This is a genomic window from Couchioplanes caeruleus (assembly GCF_003751945.1).
Classification (GTDB): Bacteria; Actinomycetota; Actinomycetes; order Mycobacteriales; family Micromonosporaceae; genus Actinoplanes; species Actinoplanes caeruleus.
Window position 1 is genome coordinate 5,021,140 of record NZ_RJKL01000001.1, and the last position, 17,479, is coordinate 5,038,618.

16 protein-coding genes are annotated in these 17,479 nt (G+C 72.7%); 8 read left to right on the forward strand and 8 right to left on the reverse strand.

From position 1 onward, the window contains the following. Positions 1 to 78 precede the first annotated feature (78 nt). The 4 genes from EDD30_RS22305 (at position 79) to EDD30_RS22320 (ending at position 2,801) form a co-directional block, all read left to right on the forward strand. Positions 79 to 1,116 (forward strand): sensor histidine kinase, encoded by a 1,038-nt coding sequence (locus EDD30_RS22305; protein WP_211277910.1) that lies wholly within the window; start codon positions 79 to 81, stop codon positions 1,114 to 1,116. A gap of 241 nt (positions 1,117 to 1,357) precedes the next feature. Continuing rightward, positions 1,358 to 2,047, forward strand: coding sequence for a response regulator (locus EDD30_RS22310; protein ID WP_211277911.1), 690 nt, complete (start codon positions 1,358 to 1,360; stop codon positions 2,045 to 2,047). A gap of 117 nt (positions 2,048 to 2,164) precedes the next feature. Beyond that, positions 2,165 to 2,308, forward strand: coding sequence for a hypothetical protein (locus EDD30_RS39290; RefSeq protein ID WP_170047503.1), 144 nt, complete (start codon positions 2,165 to 2,167; stop codon positions 2,306 to 2,308). 70 nt (positions 2,309 to 2,378) lie between these two features. Beyond that, positions 2,379 to 2,801 (forward strand): GNAT family N-acetyltransferase, encoded by a 423-nt coding sequence (locus EDD30_RS22320; RefSeq protein WP_071807862.1) that lies wholly within the window; start codon positions 2,379 to 2,381, stop codon positions 2,799 to 2,801. A 149-nt stretch (positions 2,802 to 2,950) separates the two neighbouring features. Here the strand turns inward: EDD30_RS22320 and EDD30_RS22325 are convergent, their stop codons facing one another. After that, entirely contained in the window at positions 2,951 to 3,751 is an 801-nt protein-coding gene (locus tag EDD30_RS22325) for a hypothetical protein (RefSeq protein ID WP_123678461.1), read from the reverse strand. A 100-nt stretch (positions 3,752 to 3,851) separates the two neighbouring features. On the opposite strand from EDD30_RS22325, the gene EDD30_RS22330 reads away from it, so the two are divergent. Then, a complete protein-coding gene (locus tag EDD30_RS22330; RefSeq protein ID WP_084557778.1) occupies positions 3,852 to 5,648 on the forward strand; it encodes a potassium channel family protein in 1,797 nt (598 codons plus the stop codon). Here EDD30_RS22330 and EDD30_RS22335 read toward each other — a convergent pair. After that, complete coding sequence (locus EDD30_RS22335; protein WP_071809636.1) at positions 5,645 to 6,832, reverse strand: DUF4032 domain-containing protein; 1,188 nt, start codon at positions 6,830 to 6,832, stop codon at positions 5,645 to 5,647. The two genes, EDD30_RS22330 and EDD30_RS22335, sit on opposite strands and share 4 nt — an antisense overlap. Positions 6,833 to 6,946: 114 nt before the next feature. Between EDD30_RS22335 and EDD30_RS22340 the strand changes: the two genes are divergently transcribed. Both EDD30_RS22340 and EDD30_RS22345 read left to right on the forward strand, forming a co-directional pair. Further along, entirely contained in the window at positions 6,947 to 8,323 is a 1,377-nt protein-coding gene (locus EDD30_RS22340) for a trypsin-like serine peptidase (RefSeq protein ID WP_342353745.1), read from the forward strand. 29 nt (positions 8,324 to 8,352) lie between these two features. Next, a complete protein-coding gene (locus EDD30_RS22345) occupies positions 8,353 to 9,030 on the forward strand; it encodes a phosphatase PAP2 family protein (RefSeq protein ID WP_071809646.1) in 678 nt (225 codons plus the stop codon). Here EDD30_RS22345 and nagA read toward each other — a convergent pair. The 3 genes from nagA to EDD30_RS22360 are packed head-to-tail and all read right to left on the reverse strand — an operon-like array spanning position 8,996 to position 11,959. Beyond that, the gene (gene nagA, locus EDD30_RS22350; protein WP_071809632.1) at positions 8,996 to 10,093 is read right to left on the reverse strand and encodes an N-acetylglucosamine-6-phosphate deacetylase; all 1,098 of its coding nucleotides are present in this window, start codon (positions 10,091 to 10,093) and stop codon (positions 8,996 to 8,998) included. The two genes, EDD30_RS22345 and nagA, sit on opposite strands and share 35 nt — an antisense overlap. After that, on the reverse strand, positions 10,090 to 11,022 hold the full coding sequence (locus EDD30_RS22355; protein ID WP_071809631.1) for an ROK family protein: 933 nt from the start codon (positions 11,020 to 11,022) through the stop codon (positions 10,090 to 10,092). Before EDD30_RS22355 ends, nagA begins: the two co-directional genes overlap by 4 nt. A gap of 10 nt (positions 11,023 to 11,032) precedes the next feature. Continuing rightward, positions 11,033 to 11,959: an SIS domain-containing protein gene (locus EDD30_RS22360; protein WP_071809630.1), complete on the reverse strand. Its 927-nt coding sequence runs from the start codon at positions 11,957 to 11,959 to the stop codon at positions 11,033 to 11,035. Positions 11,960 to 12,152: 193 nt separating this feature from the next. Here EDD30_RS22360 and EDD30_RS22365 point away from each other — a divergent pair, with 193 nt between their 5' ends. Next, entirely contained in the window at positions 12,153 to 12,938 is a 786-nt protein-coding gene (locus EDD30_RS22365; RefSeq protein WP_071809629.1) for a DeoR/GlpR family DNA-binding transcription regulator, read from the forward strand. Positions 12,939 to 12,941: 3 nt separating this feature from the next. Here EDD30_RS22365 and EDD30_RS22370 read toward each other — a convergent pair whose 3' ends face one another. From EDD30_RS22370 to EDD30_RS22380, 3 genes are read right to left on the reverse strand one after another with little or no spacing between them, the layout of a single operon-like run. Continuing rightward, positions 12,942 to 13,814 (reverse strand): alpha/beta fold hydrolase, encoded by an 873-nt coding sequence (locus EDD30_RS22370; protein WP_071809628.1) that lies wholly within the window; start codon positions 13,812 to 13,814, stop codon positions 12,942 to 12,944. Beyond that, complete coding sequence (locus EDD30_RS22375; RefSeq protein ID WP_071809627.1) at positions 13,811 to 14,665, reverse strand: ABC transporter permease; 855 nt, start codon at positions 14,663 to 14,665, stop codon at positions 13,811 to 13,813. The genes EDD30_RS22370 and EDD30_RS22375 overlap by 4 nt, the downstream gene beginning before the upstream one ends. Further along, positions 14,662 to 17,475: an alpha/beta fold hydrolase gene (locus EDD30_RS22380; RefSeq protein WP_071809626.1), complete on the reverse strand. Its 2,814-nt coding sequence runs from the start codon at positions 17,473 to 17,475 to the stop codon at positions 14,662 to 14,664. The genes EDD30_RS22375 and EDD30_RS22380 overlap by 4 nt, the downstream gene beginning before the upstream one ends. Positions 17,476 to 17,479: the final 4 nt, after the last annotated feature.

Consider the following 17,479-nt stretch of genomic DNA (forward strand, 5'->3'; position numbering starts at 1 on the left):
ACCCTCCGCGGTACGTCGGCGACCCCGCTCAACCCGTCGCGGCAGGACGGACCGATGCCGGTCCGCTACCGTGCGCCCATGCCAGGGTCGACGGACGAGCGCGCCGGATCGCCCGCCGTGCTGGTCCGGCTGGCACGGCTCGGCGAACGGCATCCGTTGTTGGCCGACTCGCTGATCGCCGCCGCCTCGGGCACGGTGAGCCTGGCCCTCGCCGTCCAGCCGCCGCAGCCCGGGGAGCGGCCCTTCGACGCGCTGGGCTACGTCCTGACGGGTGCGGTCACGCTGACGCTTGTGGTCCGCCGGCGTTGTCCGCTCGGTGCGGCGCTGGTGTACTGGCTGCTCTGGGTGGTGTTCGTGGCCGCCGGATACTGGCCGGTGGTGAACGCGGGCGGCGCCCTGCTCGCCCTGTACACCGTTGCGGCGAGCCGGTCGACGCGGCTGACGGCGGTGGCCGCCGTACTGTTCGCCGGAGTCTGGGTCTACGCCGGCTCATCCTCGGGACAGGATGCGTTGCTGACCGCGATCGTCCAGAGTGGAGGCTGGACCGCGGTGGTGTGGCGGGTTGGTTACACCGCCCGGCAACTGGCGGAGCGCAATCGCCGGCTCGCCCTGTTCACTGTGGAGTTGGAGCGCGAACAGCGGGAGCGGGCCGGGCGCGTCATCATCGACGAGCGGGTGCGGTTGGCGCGGGAGCTGCACGACGTGATCGCCCATCACATGGCGGTCGTGTCGATACACGCCGGGCTGGCGCAGTACGTGCTGGACGGCGATCGGCAGGCGGCGCGTAACGCGCTGGTGGTGGTCGGGGAGGGCGTCGGCGAGGCGCTGCGGGAGATGCGCCGGATGTTGAACCTGCTGCACACCGGTCCCGCGGGCGACAGCCGGGACGACGCGGGGTCCGGCGGGTACCTGCCGGCGCCGGGACTGGATCGTCTCGGCGAGTTGGTCGACCGGGTGCGGGCCGCCGGGGTGCCGGTGGAGGTGAGGGTGACCGGGCCGCGCCACCCCCTGGCTTCCGGCGTCGACCTCTGCGCCTATCGGGTGGTGCAGGAGAGCCTGACCAACGTGCTCAAGCACGCCCAGGGCGCACGGGCCACCGTGGACGTTCTTTACTAGCGGGAGCGGGTGACGGTCAGGGTGGTCAATACGGCCGGCTCGTCCGGGATCCGTCACGTGTCTCCCGGAGGTCACGGCTTGCCTGGTATGCAGGAGCGAGTGAGGCTCTATGGTGGAGCGCTGAGTGCGGGCCCGCTTCCGGACGGCGGCTTCCAGGTTGTCCTCCTCCTGCCCACTCCGGTCGCGGCGGCGCATGCGCCGGGTGGGGAGCCGCCCGGATAGCCGAGGGGAAGGGCTGTCGGTGACCGACGTACTCGTCGTGGACGACCAGGTGCTCATCCGGGCCGGCCTCGCCGCGCTTGTCGCGGCGGCCGACGGGCTACGCGTCGTGGGTGAGGCGGGCAACGGGGAGGAGGCGGTGAGCGTCGCCGCGGCGGCGCGCCCGGACGTGGTCCTGATGGACGTCCGCATGCCTGTCCTCGACGGCGTCGCGGCCACCCGGCGGATCCGCGCCGCGGCCCGCGGGCAATCGCCCCGCGTCCTGGTCCTCACGACCTTCGACCTCGACGAGTACGTCTACTCGGCGCTGCGGGCCGGCGCCAGCGGCTTTCTCCTCAAGGACACCCCGCCGGAGCGGCTGATCAGCGGGATCCGGGTCGTCGCCGCGGGTGACGTGCTCGTCGGGCCGACCGTGGTCCGCCGGCTCGTGGAGGCGTACGCCACGCGGGCCGAGATCGGGTCCGAGCTGCCGGACCTGAGCGCGCTCACGGCCCGCGAGGTCGACGTGCTCCGCCTGGTCGGCCGGGGACTGACGAACGACGACATCGCCGCCCGGCTGGTGGTCAGTACCGCGACGGTCAAGACGCACCTGAACCGCACCATGACCAAACTGGACCTGTGTAGTCGTGCCCAGGCCGTGGTGGTCGCCTACGAGGCAGGACTGGTCACTCCAGCCCGCTACGCGACTGCCCCGTCCGCTGGAGATGTGTAGGCGCCGCTGGACGGCATGAGCAGCCCGGTCGACCTTGCCGGGGCCCGGCTCCGGGAATGCGGCGTGCGCGTGCCGCCGGGACGGGCCGTGCGCGGTTTGGCGGTGTGTGGTTTGGCCGTGCGCGGTTTGGTGGAGCTATGCGGCGCGTTCAGCCACGACGAGGTGGCGGCGCTGCGCCGGCTGCGGCCGGAGCTGCCGGTCGGCCTGGTCGGCTACGCCGGAGACATGACAGCGGGCCTGCACGCCCTCTTCGGTGACTGACCCACCCGAGGATGTCGTCGGTTCGATTCCCGATCGGTGGCTCCCATGCTTCCGTCGCTAGGGTGTCGCCATGCGTATCGAGCGGATCACGGATGCCGCCGAGGTGCTCCGGGCGGCCGATCTCTTCGACGGTCCGCCGCTGCCCGACGCGACCGAGAAGTTCCTCGCCGCTCCCGGTCATCACCTGCTGCTCGCCTACGATGCGGACCGGGCGGTGGGGATGGTCTCCGGGGTGGAGATGACCCATCCCGACAAGGGCACGGAAATGTTCCTCTACGAGTTGGGCGTCGCGCCGCATGCCCGGCTTCAGGGCATCGGCACCGCACTGGTCCAGGCGCTTGCGGACATCGCGCGGGAACGCGGCTGCTACGGCATGTGGGTCGGCACCGAGCACGACAACGAGGCCGCGCAGCGGACGTACCGCAGGGCGGGCGCGAACGAGGAGGAGCCCTTCCTCCTGTTGTCCTGGGACGTGACCGACGGTTCGACCTAGCTCCGGGTTCAGAAGGTCGACCAGATCGGTGGGGAGCGCTCGCGACGAAGTCCGGGTACGGCAGGAACGTCTGCATCCGCTCATGATGCCGTCCGATATGCGAAGAGCCCGTCCCACAACGCCGGGGGACGGGCTCTTCGGGTCCGGGGTCAGCGGAACCGGGCGTCCTCGCCGGCGACCGGGCGGCCGCCTCCGGAGAAGCTGCGGGCCTCGTCGTCGACCGGTTCCTCGTGCACCCGCTGGTCCTTGACCTGGTCGTCGCCGGCCGTGTCGCCGTTGAGGGCGGTCGGGCTCACGTCGGTGCCGCCGGCCGGGAGGCCGCTGGTCGCCGGGAGGGTGCGGATGTCGTCGGGGGTCTGGAAGACCGGCAGCAGTCCGCCGAGGCCGCCGAGGCCGCCGAGCAGCGGCAGCTCGCTCGTGGACGGCTCCGATTCCTGCGGTGCCACGGCCGTGGCGCGCCCGTCCGGGGTCAGGCCGCCGAGGAGTGGCAGGCCGCCGAGCAGGGGCAGACCGCCGAGGAGCTGATCGGCGAGGGCGTCGGTGGGCAGGCCGCCTCCGGTCTGCGGGAGCACCCCGCCGACGACGCCGGCGCCCGGCTGGTCCTCGGCCGGTACGCCGGTGGCCGGCATCCGGTCCGCGGGCTCGTCGGCCTCGCGGAGGGAGCGGACGGACTGGGGGGACACGCGGGATGTCACGTCGCTGAGGTCGGCCGAGTTGTTGCCCGGCTTGACCGCGACGAGGTTGCCGCCGCCGAGCGGGTTGACCAGGCCCAGGCCGCCGCCCGCCGGGTTGAGGCCGAGCCCCTGGCCGAGTCCCTGTCCGGCGTCCGCTGTGGACGTCAGCCCGGTCAGGTCGCCTACCGGGGACGGTGCCACGTCGTCGGCGTGCGCGGGTGCCGCGCCGAGCAGCAGGCTGCCGACCACCGCCCCGGCATAGAACCACTTGCGCATTCGATCTCCTCCTGCGATGGGGACGAAAGATAGGGATGAAAGCCTCAGAAGGGGCAACGAGCGGGCCCTGCGAGCGGTTCCGGCTGACTACGATGCGGCCATGGCCGGCGATCCCACCCGCGAGGTGTTCCGCAGATCGCTGGTGTCACGGCTGCGCGAGGGTCTCCCGCGCAACGGTGACACCCGGCCGCACTTCGTGGTTTGCGGCGCGGACGCGCTGGTCTACACCCTCGCCGAGGAGCTGGCGAACACCGGTCACCGGATCCGGCTGACCGTCGTCGTGCCGCCGCGGTTGCGGGCCGACGTGCCGGATCTGGGCGCCCTGCGCGGGGTCCGGATCGTGCGCGCCGAGCGCCTCGACGAGCGCACCTTCCGCGTCGCCGGGCTCGCGGGTGCCGCGGCGCTGGCTCTGGTCATGCCCGACGACGTGGTCAACCTGCACGGCGCCCTCTGCGCCCAGGCGGTCGAGCCGGACCTGCGGCTGGTGATCCGCATGTTCAACTCCGGGCTCGGGTACGGCGTCCGCCGCCTCTTCGCCGACTGCGCGGTGCTCTCCGACGCGGCCATGGCAGCCCCCGCGTTCGTCGCCGCCTCGCTGGGCGAGGTGGCGCCGACCCACGTCCGGCTCCCGGGCCGCACGGTCTACGTCGCGCGGCGTGCGGACGTACGCCCGGAGCACGTGATCTGCGCCCTGACCGCCGCGGACGGTGCCGGAAAGGTCGACGTCCTTCCCGCGGAGCCGCCGCCGGAGGCGCGGCGGCCGACGGATCTCGTCCTCGCCGAGGCGACCGGGCGGGCCGCCGGCCAGACCCTCGCCGCCCAGCGGCTGGCCAGTGCCCGCAAGCGTCGCCGCCATCCGGTCGCCGCCTTCGGCCGGGCGCTGCGTGCCGCGATGAGCCGCAAGCTCGGCATCGCGGTCATCATCACGCTGGTGGTGACGGCGATCGCGGGTGCCGTCCTCGCCCAGGCCGACAACGTCGACGGCTTCTGGAAGTCCATCTACGTCACGCTGCTCACCGCGGTCGGTTCGTCCGATGTGGAGGAGGAGCGCAACGCGGTGGCGCAGGCCGCCCAGCTCGTCCTCACCATCGCCGGGCTCGCGCTGCTGCCGCTGATTACCGCGGCGGTGGTCGAGGGCATGGTCAACGCGCGGCTGGCGCTGTCCCGCGGCGCGGTCCCGGACGACCGCCAGGACCACATCATCGTGGTGGGGCTCGGCAACGTCGGCACCCGGGTGCTGCGCCAGCTCGTCGATCTCGGGCTCGACGTGGTGGCGATCGACCGCCGCTCGGACGCGCGCGGCGCGAAGGTGGCGGAGCAGTTGGGTGTGCCACTGATCGTCGGCGACGCCGGGCTCGAGGAGACCTTGCGCGCGGCCTCGGTGGCGACGAGCAAGGCGCTGGTCGTGGTATCGACCGACGACGTCACGAACCTGCAGGCCGCTCTGAACGCGCGGGCCGCACGACCCGATCTGCGGGTGGTGCTGCGGCTCTTCGACGACGACTTCGCCCGGCGGGTGCAGACCGCCCTCAGCATCGACATCTCGCGCAGCGTGTCCCGGCTGGCGGCCCCCGCCTTCGCCGCGGCGATGCTGGAGCGCGATGTGCTCGCCACCATCCCGGTCGACCGGCATGCTCTGCTGGTCGCCGCGGTGCGGGTGCTGGCCGGCTCCCCGCTGGACGGTGCGCCGCTCGGCCAGGCGGACCGGGAGTTGAGCGTACGGGTGATCGGCGTGGCCGACCCCGGCTCCGAGCGGGTCGACTGGGCTCCGGACCCTCGCCGGGTGCTGGTCACCGGCGACCGCATCTTCGTGGTCGCCCGCCGCGCGGGACTGCGGGCCCTGGTCGAGCGGGCGACCCCGCCCGCGGAGCCGCTGATGCTGGACCAGGCGCCCTAGACGATCTCGACGCCGAGGACGGCCTGCTCGTCGGGTTTGTGGGCCAGCACGTCGGTGAGGTACGACTGCACCGCCGGTCCCATCCCCACGTCGCGGCCCGAGCGCTCGGACAGCAGCCACTTGTGCTGGATGATCTGGGAGAAGATCTCCTGCGGCTCCAGCTTGCGGCGCAGGTGGGCCGGCACCGCGCGGACGACCGGCTCGAAGACCTCGGTCAGCCAGCGGTGCGCGGCCTGCTGCTCGTCGGTCAGGTCGCTCTCGGCCCGGTACGCGTCCAGGTCGTTGAGCAACTGCCGGGCCTGGTTCTCCTCCGCGTCGAGTCCGGTCAGGCGCAGCAGCCGGCGGGTGTGGTAGCCGGCGTCCACCACCTTGGGGCGCACCCGGTAGCCGCCGTCCACGGTGGACAGGGCCACCTCGGCCACGTCGAAGCCGAGGTCGTTGAGCCGGCGGATGCGGCCCTCGATGTCGTGCCGGGCGTCGCGGGGAACCTCCTGCTCGTACGTGACCTCGTGCCACAGCCGCTCGTAGCGGGCCACGATGTCGTCGACCACGGCCTCCGGATCGATGGCCTCGTGCAGCAGCTCGGCAGCCTGCAGGTCGAGGCACTCGCCGAAGATGTTGAGCCTCAGGATCTCGATGTCCTCGCTCCGCTGGCCCTCGGAGAGCCGGGGATGCAGGTTGCCGGTCTCGGCGTCGACGAGGTAGGCGGCGAACGCGCCCGCGTCCCGGCGGAACAGCGTGTTGGACAGCGAGCAGTCACCCCACGAGAAGCCGGTGAGGTGCATCCGGACGACCAGCGCGGCGAGCGCGTCGAGCAGCCGGTTCATCGTCTCCGGGCGCAGCACGTGCGAGAACAGCGCCCGGTACGGCAGCGAGAACTGCAGATGCCGGGTGATCAGCACCGTCTCGAGCGAGTCGACCCGGTCGGTGACGATCGCGACCGCCTTCACCGCGGGGAAGTCGATCCGCTCCAGCGCGCGGAGCAGGTCGTACTCCTTTTCGGCGATACGCTCCCGGGTCTCCTTCAGGGCGTACACGGTGTCGTTGAGCTTGACGAAACGGACGACGTGCCGCGAGATGCCCTGGGGCAGCGCCACGAGGTGGTCCGCGGGCCAGTCCTCGAGCGGCAGATGCCACGGCAGGTCCAGCAATGCCGGGTCGACGAGGGCCGAGGTGATACGCACGGACCCAGTCTGCACGGTCGGGACGGCGCGTCGCCGCCGCAGGTGGCTCGTTACACAGAAGCGAGATCGCCCGATTGTTTTCTTATGTCAGCGATGTGGCTTTGAGGGACAGGAGTGGATTTGCGACGCGCGGTGAGCATCGTCGCCGGGGCATGCGCCGCCCTGGCCCTGGTCGGTACGGCCGGTAGCGTGGCCTGGACGCAGACCGCTGACGAGGGCCGGACGGTCGGCACGTGGCAGGAACCCGCGGTCGCCGCTCCGACGCCCGTCGCGGTGCAGCAGCCCGTCGGCGAGACGAGCGCGGGGAAGAAGGCCGCGGGCGAGGACGCGGTCGGGGCCACGACGGCGGGCGAGTCCCGGGGCGGCGGGCCGCGCGACCACGAGTCGGCGATCAAGACCCCCGAGGACGGCCGGCAGAAGATCGGCGAGTTGCTCAGCGTCGACAAGCTGCTCGGCTACCGGGCGCCGAAGCGTGAGGTCTTCCGCTACCCCGGCGCCTCGTACGTGAAGCTGCACTTCAGCCGCATGACGATGCTGCCGGGCGACTACGTGACCGTCTCGGACGCGTCCGGCGAGGAGTCCTACCGCTACGACGCGCCGAAGCTGCTCGACACCGCCGCCCCGAACGACCGGTGGGCCATGTCGATCACCGGCGACACCGCCGTGCTCGAGGTGCACCGCGGCGGCGGCGCCCTGCTGAGCTCGCTGCTCGGCCGGCTCGGCGTGCACGTCGACCAGGTGGCCAAGGGCTTCTCGAAGCAGGAGCAGGCGAACACCAGGCAGGAGGAGGTGCGGAACCCGAACCGCACCGGGCGCGAGGAGTCGGTCTGCGGCGGCGACGAGAGCAGCGACGCCGTCTGCTACCGGCCGGCCGACCCGGTCGCCTACACCCGCTCCAAGGCGATCGCGCGGCTGCTGATCAACGGCACCGAGCTCTGCACCGGCTGGCGGATCGGCACCAAGAACCGGATGATGACCAACAACCACTGCTTCGACAACTCGGACGACGCGTACGAGACCGAGGTGTGGTTCAACTACCAGTGCGCCAAGTGCGGCGGCTACGACGTGTTCCGGCCGACCAAGGTCTGGGGCGACAAGGTCATCGCCACCAACCATGTCTACGACTACACGCTCTTCACCGTCGAGAAGTTCGCCGCGGTGCGTAAGTTCGGCTTCCTGACCCTCGACACCGGCCGTCCGGCGCGCGGACAGGAGCTGTACGTCCCGCAGCACCCGGCGGGCGAGCCCACGCGCATCGCCGGCCGCCGAGGCGAGAAGGCGGGCACCTGCGCGGTCGCCGACAACGCCTTCGACGGGTACGCCCAGGACTCCGACGTGTCCTACTACTGCGACACCGAGGGCGGCTCGAGCGGCAGCCCGGTGCTGTCCCGCAAGACCGACAAGGTGGTGGCCCTGCACCACTTCGGCGGCTGCCCCAACTCCGGTGTCCGCGCCGATCTGCTGTACAAGAGGATCAAGTCGTACATCTGATCTTGAGGCCGGCCGGTAGCGTGGTCGGCATGCGGGTGCGGGCGTGGTGGGTGGATCTCGTGCTGCTCGCCGCGTTCGCGCTGCTGACCGTCGCGCTGGCCCGCGGTCACCTGCTCGCGCTGGACGTCGGCGTGGCCGACTGGCTGGCGGAGCACCGGCCGCGCCCGCTCTACTGGACCCTGCGGGTGCTCAACTACCTCGGTCAGGGCGGCCAGGTGCTCATGCCTGTCGCCGTCGTCCTGGCCCTGCTGGCCGCGCGGCGGCTGCGGTCCGTGCGACCGCTGCTGGTCTTCGCGGGCGCCTTCCTGCTCACGTACGCGACGATCGGCCCGCTGAAGATCTGGCTGGACCGGGCGGCCCCGGCGTTCAAGGGCCCGAACCGCGAGATCCTGTTCAATCCGGACGCCTCCGGGACGAGCGCGATGAGCTACCCGTCCGGCCACGTGGCCAACGCCGTGGTCTGGTACTTCGTCATCGCCTTGCTGCTCGGCCTGCTGCTGAGCGAGCCGTTGCCCGCCCGGGCCCGCCTGGCTCTGCGGGTCGCCCCGCCGACGATCGTCTTCATCACGACGACGTACCTCGGGTTCCACTGGATCACCGACTCGGTGGCGGGGCTGCTGCTCGGCCTGGTCCTGGCCCGCGTGCTGGCCCGCGTGCCGTGGGGGCTCGAAGCTAGATCCACTCCCCGGCCCGCATCACCCGCTTGACCCGCAGGTCCGCGGAGAGCACCACCAGGTCCGCGCGCAGCCCCGCCTCCAGCGCGCCGAGCTCGTCGCTCAGGCCCAGCGCCCGCGCCGGGGTGGTCGCGGCCATCGCCGCCGCCGTGGGCAGGTCGAGGCCGGCGGCCACCGCCCGCCGGAACGTCGCGTCCATGGTCAGCGTGCTGCCGGCGATCGAGCCGTCGCGGACCAGCCGGGCCACCCCGTCGGTGACCGCGACCTCCTGGCCGCCCAGCTCGTAACTCCCGTCGGGCATCCCCGCGGCGTCCATCGCGTCGGTGACGAGCGCGCCCCGGTGCGGCGTCGCGCGCGCCGCGAACCGCAGCATCCCGTCGTGCAGGTGGATGCCGTCGGCGACGAATTCGCAGACGATCGCGGGGGAGTCCAGCAGGGCGACGACCGGGCCCGGCTCGCGGTGGTGCGGCGGCCGCATGCCGTTGAAGACGTGGGTGCCGACCGTCGCGCCGGCCGCCACCCCGGCCAGGGTCTGCTCGTACGTCGCGTCGGTGTGCCCGACCGCGGCCACCACGTTCTGCGCCGCGAGATAGCGGATGGCGTCCAGCGCGCCGGGCAGCTCGGGGGCGATCGTCATCATGCGGACCGCGCCCGCGCCGAGGCGGACCAGCGCGCCGAGCTCCTCCAGGGACGGCTCGCGCAGGAACTCCGGGTTCTGCGCCCCGCACCGCGCGGCGCTCAGGTACGGCCCCTCGAAGTGGATGCCGGCGAGCACCCCTCGATCCACCAAGGGCAGGTAGGCGGCGGTCGCGTCGCGCATCAGCTCGTACGGCGAACTGACCAGGCTGGCCAGCATCGTCGTGGTGCCGTGCCGTAGATGGAACGCGGCGGCCTTCGCCGCCTCCCCGGCGTCGCCCCGGGTGAAGGTGTGCCCCCCGCCGCCGTGACAGTGCAGGTCCACGAAGCCCGGAAGGATGATGTCGTCGCCGGCGTCCGCGTGCTCCGCAACGGAAAGGATCGTGGGGCCGTCCACCTCCACGATGCCGGGCACCACCGCGCCCGGCCGGACGACCCGGCCGCGGATCTTCTCCGTCACGTGGGGTTCTCCAGGGAGTCCAGGGCCAGCAGCGCGGCGCCGAGGGAGCCCGCGGCATCGCCGAGCGCCGCCCGCACGATCCGCGGCATCCGATGGAACGTGGTGCGGGCGGCGAGTGCCGTCCGCAGCGGGGCCAGCAGCGCCTCTCCGGCCTCGGCCAGGCCGCCGCCCAGCACGACGATCCCGGCGTCGTAGAGCGCCTGCGCGGTGAGCAGTCCGTCGGCGAAGGCCTCGACCGCCTCCGTCCAGACCCGGTTGGCCAGCTCCTCGCCCGCCACCGCGCGCTTCGCCACGTCGTACGCCGTGACCCCCTCCTCGCCGGAGAGGCCGACGTAGCGGCGGCCCACGGCGGCGGCCGAGGCGATCGACTCGAGGCAGCCGCGAGCGCCGCAGCCGCAGAGTGGCCCGCCCGGGCGCACGATGATGTGCCCGACCTCGCCGGCCGCGCCGTGCGCGCCGGCGAACGCCCGGCCGTCGACCACGTGGGCGGCCGCGATCCCGGTGCCGATCGCGATGAACAGCACGTGCCGCTGGTCGCGGCCGGCGCCGAGGCGCGCCTCGGCCAGTCCGCCGACGCGGACGTCGTGGCCGAGCACCGCGGGCAGCCCGAGCCGGTGCGCCACCAGATCCCGCAGCGGTACGTCCCGGAAGCCGACGTTGCTGGACCACACGGCGGTGCCCGACTCCTCGTCGACCACGCCGGGAACCGCCACCCCGGCGGCCACCGGGTGCAGCCCGTCCGAGCGCGCCCGGCCGGCCAGCCCGGCGGCGACGTCGAGGATGGTGGCCGTGACCGCCTCCGGGCCGCGCTGGGCCAGCGTCGGATGCCGCTCGGCGTGATGCACCGTGCCGTCCGGGCGCACCAGGGCGCACTTCATGCCGGTGCCGCCGACGTCCAGCGCCACGACGACGTCGCACCCGGCGGTCATGTCAGGGCAGTCATGCGAGAACCACGGAGCGGGTCAGATTGCGGGGGTGGTCCGGATCCAGGCCCTGGCTGGTGGCGAGCAGCACGGCCACGCGCTGCGCCACGACGAGGTCGGCCATGGGGTCGAGCCCGGTGCGCCCGCCGCCGCGCCAGTTACCGAGCGCGGCGTATCCGCCGTTGTAGCGGCTGTGCACGAACGCCGCGCCGGTGCTCTCGACCTCCTCGCAGAGGTTTGCCGGGATCTCGCCGAACGCCCAGACCACCCGGCCGGGCGCGGCGATCGAGACCGGGCCGTGCCGGTAGTCCATCGCCGGATACGCCTCGGCCCACCAGCCGGCGGCTTCCCGACACTTGAGGGCGGCCTCCTCGGCGAGGCCGATGGTCCAGCCCCGGCCCAGGAAGGTGATCTGCTTGGCGAGCGCGGGGTGCACCGGCAGCGGCAGCCGCACGGCCACCTCTGCGTCCGCCGCCACGGGCTCGATGTCGTAGTTCAGGTGGGCGCGCAGCAGCGCCAGCGCGCTGGTGGCGAAGCGGGTCTGCACCACGGACAGCTCGTCGGCGAAGTCGAGGACGATGGCCTCGTCGGCGGCCGCGGCGGCCGGCGATCCGCCGTCGGCGGTGATCACGGTCGTCCGGCTGCGGCCCTTCACGGCGTCGAGGAGCCGGACGACCTCGGTGGTGGTGCCGGACCGGCTGATCGTGAGCACCCGGTCGTAGCGGCGGCCGAGCGGGAACTCCGAGGACTGGAAGGCGTCCGTGTCGCCGTGGCCCTCGGCCTCGCGCATGGCCGCGTACGCCTTGGCCATGAACCAGGACGTGCCACAGCCGGAGACGGCGACCCGCTCGCCCGGCAGGGGAAGCCCGGCCGAGTCCGCCATCTTGGCCGCTTGCCGCCAGCAGTCCGGTTGACTCGCGATCTCCACCTTGACGTGACTCATGGCAGTTCCCCCATCGGGCCGTTGGGCTGCGCATAAGCGCTCGGTTTCCGGGTCTTTCGAGCGCTATTCTGCGTGGACTATCGGCGGCAACGCAACCTCCGCGATGGGATCGCGCAGGTACGCTCTTTGCTAGGCGACGTTTCGCGCACTAATGTGCACACTCTTATCACGAAACGAGCAGCAGGGAGATCGGGTGGACCGGTACGCGCGGTGGAATGCCCTGCTGGAGTTACTGGCGGAGAGCGGCCGCGTCACGGTGGAGGACGCGGCGGACCGCCTCGACGTCTCCCAGGCCACGATCCGCCGTGACTTCGACCAGCTCGCCCAGCAGCAGATGATCACCCGTACCCGCGGCGGCGCGGTGGCCAACGGGGTCTCCTACGACCTGCCGCTGCGCTACAAGAGCGCCAAGCACTCGGCGGAGAAGCAGCGCATCGGCGAGGCGGCGGCCAACCTCGTGGTCCCCGGCACCGTCGTCGGCCTCAACGGCGGCACCACCATGACCGAGGTGGCCCGCGCCCTGGCGGTCCGTCCCGACCTCAACACCAGCGGCGAGGGCGCCCAGCTCACGGTGGTGACCAACGCCCTCAACATCGCCAACGAGCTGCTCGTCCGCTCCCGCATGAAGATCGTGGTCGCCGGCGGCGTGGTCCGCCCGCAGTCCTTCGAGCTCGTCGGCCCGCTCGGCGGCGCCCTCCTCAAGGAGGTCACCCTCGACATCGTGCTGCTCGGCGTCGACGCCCTGGACGTCGACCTCGGCGCGGCCGCCCACCACGAGGGCGAGGCGGCGATGAACAGCCTGATGGTGGCCCGGGCCAAGCGGGTGGTGGTGATCGCGGACTCGTCCAAGCTGGGCGGGCACGCGTTCGCCCGCATCTGCCCGATCGGCCAGGTCGAAACCCTCGTCACCGACTCCGGAGCCCCGAGCTCCGTGATCCAGTCCTTCCGTGACGCCGGCGTCCACGTCGTCTGCGCCTAGCGATCAGGCGGCCAGCTTGCGCAGCTCCTCGACGACCGCGGGCCAGAGTGCCCGCGGAAGGTCATGGCCCATGCCCGGGTAGGAGACCAGCCGCGCACCCGGAATCGCCTCGGCCGTCGCGCGTCCCGCCCGGGGTCGCATCATCACGTCCTCGTCCCCGTGGATCACGAGGGCCGGCATCCGCAACCGGGACAGCGCGGGGCGCCGGTCGTCCGACGCGGCGACCGCCGCGCGCTGTCGGCGGCCGCTCATGGGATCGGTGGGGTGGCGCTCGTACGCCTCCCGACCGATTCCGTGGGCCATGGCCTCGTCCAGCGGATAGCCGGGCGATCCCATGAGCCGGTAGATCGCCACCTCGCGCTCGCCGGCCTCCTCCGCGCTGCGCACCGGCCGGGCCAGCAGCTTCGTCATGGCACGCAGCACCTTCAGCGGCGGGCGGGCGCCGACACGCACGGACGGCGTGGAGGAGATCGAGGTCAGGCTGCGGACCCGGGACGGACACGCGATCGCGACGGTCTGCGCGATCATGCCGCCCATCGACGAGCCGGCCACGTGTGCGGACTCCCAGCCCAGCGCATCCAGCACCGCCATCGCGTCGGCGGCCATGTCGGTCAGCCGGTACGGCGCCATGGAAGGGCGCAGCGCGGCCAGGAAGGGTGCGGGCGCGGGCCGGCCGACGAGGTGGGTGGACAGTCCGGCGTCCCGGTTGTCGAAGCGGACCACCCGGAAACCGGCGCCGACCAGTGCCATGCAGAGGTCCTGCGGATACATCACCATCTGGGCCTCGGTGGCGCTGACGAGCAGCAGCGGCTCACCGTCGGGCGGGCCGAACACCTCGTACGCAATCTCGATCTTTCCGTTGCGGGCGACGCTCACGAGGTCACGTCCTTGCGGGTGAAGCGGTAGAAGGCCACCGACCAGAACAGCGTCGCGTAACACACCGACGAGATCGCGCCCTTGACCACGTCGTCGGTCTGCATCGGGGTGGACAGCAGGCCCAACCAGGCGTCGCTGAAGTGGGTCGGCAGGAAGTTGCGCAGCGAGCCCAGCGCCGTGATCTGGTCGAGGATGCTCGACAGGATCCAGAGCAGGACCGCGCCGCCGACCGCGCCCAACGCGGCGTCCGTCAGCACCGACAGCAGGAAGGCGAGCCCGGCCACGCCGAGCAGCGTCACCGCCAGGTAACCCAGGATCGCCAGGAGCCGCAGCACGCCCTCGCCGGCCGGGATCTCCGCCGCGACCGTGCTGCCCAGCGGATGCCAGCCGTATCGCAGGGTGCCCACCAGCAGCGCCGTCGCGCCCAGCGTCAGCAGCGCGGTCAGCGAGTAGCCGAGCGCCACCACGAGCTTCACGCCGAGCAGTCGCGCGCGAGGCACGGGGACCGCGAGCAGGTAGCGCAGGCTTCCCCAGCTCGCCTCCGACGCCACGGTGTCGCCGCAGAACAGGGCCACGACCACGACCACCAGGAAGCTGGCCGAGACGAAGATGCTGAACAGCGCGAAGTTCAGACCGCCCGAGGTGGCCAGGTCGACCAGCGAGGCGAACGAGCCGCCGCCGTTGTCATCGTCGTCGCCCCCGCCGAACTCGAAGGCGAGCAGGATGATCAGCGGTAGCAGGACCATGAAGCCCAGGGCCAGATGGGTACGCCGCCGCGTCGCCTGGCGCCTGATCTCGGCCCGCAGCGGCAGGGTGGCCGACGCCTTGTAGCCGGTAGCCGCACTGCTCATCGGTCTCCACTTCCCCGCGAGTTGTCGCCCACCAGGGCCAGGAACGCGTCCTCGAGGCGGCGGCGCGGCACCACCCGGTCCACGCCGACGCCGGCGCGCACGAGGGAGGCCACCACCTCCTCGCGGGGCGTGCCGTTCATGTCGACGATCAGGTCCGAAGCGCCGTCGGGCGTCACCGAGCGCACGTCCAGTCCCTCCAGCACGGTCGTCGCCGCCACCACGTCGGAGACCGAGAGCTGCACCGACGGCGACTCGCCGACGATGTCGTCGACCGGGCCGGCCGCGACGATGCGTCCCTTGTTCACCACCACGGCGTGGGTGCAGGTCTGCTCGACCTCGGCCAGCAGGTGGCTGGAGACCAGGACGGCCCGTCCATCGGTGGCGTAGCGGCGCAGCACGCGGCGCATCTCGGCGATCTGCGGCGGGTCGAGGCCGTCCGTCGGCTCGTCCAGCACCAGCAGCTCGGGCAGCCCCAGCATCGCCTGCGCGATCGCCAGGCGCTGGCGCATGCCGTGGCTGTAGTTCTTGGTACGCCGGTGCACCGAGTCGCCCAGCCCGGCGATCTCCAGCGCCTCTTCGAAGCGCGCGTCCTCGAGCGGCCTTCCGGTCGCCTGCCAGTACGCCCTCAGGTTCTCGTAGCCGCTGAGGTGCGGCAGGAAGCCCGGCCCCTCGACCAGCGCGCCGACGCGGGACAGGATCGGCGAGCCCGGCACGAGCGGCCGCCCGAACACCAGCGCGTCGCCCGAGGTCGGCATCGTCAGGCCCATGAGCACGCGCAGGGTGGTGGTCTTTCCGGCACCGTTGGGGCCCAGCAGGCCCACGACCTGCCCCCGTTCGACCCGGAAGCCGACCCGTTCCACGGCGACGAACCCGTCGTCGTAGGCCTTGCGCAGGTCGCGGACCACCAGCGGCGTGTCCGCGAACTCGGCGACCGGCGGGATCTCCCGGCGGCGGCGCAGCACGAGCACCGCGGCGAGACCCAGCACGATCACGCCCAGCACGCCGAGCAGCACCCAGCGCCAGACGACCTGGGGGTTGGCGATCGGCGAGCCCACCACCGTGGGCAGGCTCACCGCCGGCTCCACCGCGACTGTGTAGACCGCGGGTGGGGCGGGGGTGAGGAACGCCTGGTCCGAGGTGGCGACGACCACCCGTACGGTGTGGCCCGCGTCGATGCGTCGCACCATGGCCGGCAGCGTCACGGTGACCGGGCGGGCCGAGGCGATGTCGGCCGGCAGCCCGGTCAGCCGGACCGGCGCGACCAGCCCGCCGCTGAGCGTCGCGGTGCCCTTCGGGTCGACGTCGAAGAGCTTGACGAAGACCGTCGCTGTGCCGGTCGGCGAGGCCATCCGCAACCGTACGGTCGGCGCCCCGACCACCTCGATCGCGTCGGCGACCGGCGCGGAGTCGAACGTCGCGTGCTGGCCGGGCAGGTCGCCCGCGAACCGGCCGAGGAAGGTGCTGACCTGCCCGCCGACGCCCGGCAGCGAGGACAGGGCACCCGGATTGCCGTTCGGCGGGTTGGCGATCGGCTGCGCCGAGCCGCGGACGGTGACCTCGGTGCGGCCGGTCCCGCCCAGGCCGGGGTAGACGGGGTCGGAGTATCCGTTCGTCACCAACCCGCGGTCGAGGGCACTGAACCCGGCGACCCGCGAGTAGGTGAAGCTCGTCGCCGGTGCCTCGCCCTCGCCCTTGACGTAGTGGTCCAGCCACTGTGCGGTGAGGAACTTGGTCCGGTCCTGGTCCGTCTGGGGGCCCGAACCGCCGTCGTGTCCGCCGGTGAACCAGGCGACGCGGACGGTCGTGCCGGTCTGCGCGATGCCGCGGGCGTTGGCGTCCGCCTCGGAGAGCGGGAAGAGGGTGTCGACCGCGCCCTGGATCAGCAGGGTGGGTGCCTTGATCCGGTCCAGCACCGAGGCCGGGCTGGAGCGGCGCAGCAGCGCGGCGGTCTCCGCGTCCGGCGTTCCCGTGGTGGCCATCTTCAGGTACGCCGCGCAGACGGAGGCGGCGAACCGCCCGCACGCCGGGTCGCCGCCCTCGGCGGGCCGCCCGGTCGGCAACGGTGACGAGGCGCTGCGCGACGACGAGCCCGACGACGAGCCCGACGGCGAGCCGGACGACGAGCCGGACTGTGTCGGCGCCGCGTTGCCGAAGAAGAGACCCGCCCAGGCCTTCTTGAACACGCCGGGGTCGGTGACGCCGGTGGCCGACTGCGGGAAGAACGCGGTGCCGAGATCGTTCCAGGTGATCAGCGGGACGATCGCGTCGACGCGCGGGTCCCGGCCGGCGAGGAGGAGGGCGAGGGCGCCGCCGTACGAGCCGCCGACGACGCCGACCCGGGGGTCACCGCTCGCGTCGGTGCGGATCTCCGGGCGCGCGGCGAGCCAGTCGAGCAGCCGCTGGGCGTCCTTCACCTCGTGGTCGGGGCTGTCCAGGTGGATCTGCCCGCCGCTGGCGCCGAAGCCGCGGGCCGTCCAGGTCAGCACGGCGTACCCGCGGTCGGCCAGGGACTCCGCGTCGGCGCTGACCGAGTTCTTCGTGCCCCCGAAGCCGTGGGCCAGCAACACCGCCGGCACCTTCCCGTCGCGGCCCTTGGGGAGGTAGAACCGGGTGTCGAGGGCGACGGGCTCGGTGCCCGAGGGCCCGGACAGCACGGTGACGCGCTGGTCGCTCGCCGTCCAGGACCGGCGCTCGGGCAGGACCGCCCAGGTCACCAGGGCGGCCACCAGCACGAGGATCACGGCGCCCCCGACGACCCTCCGCCGCGTCGGGCGGGGCAGGGCACGACGCAGCTTGATCAGGGCACGCATGGGC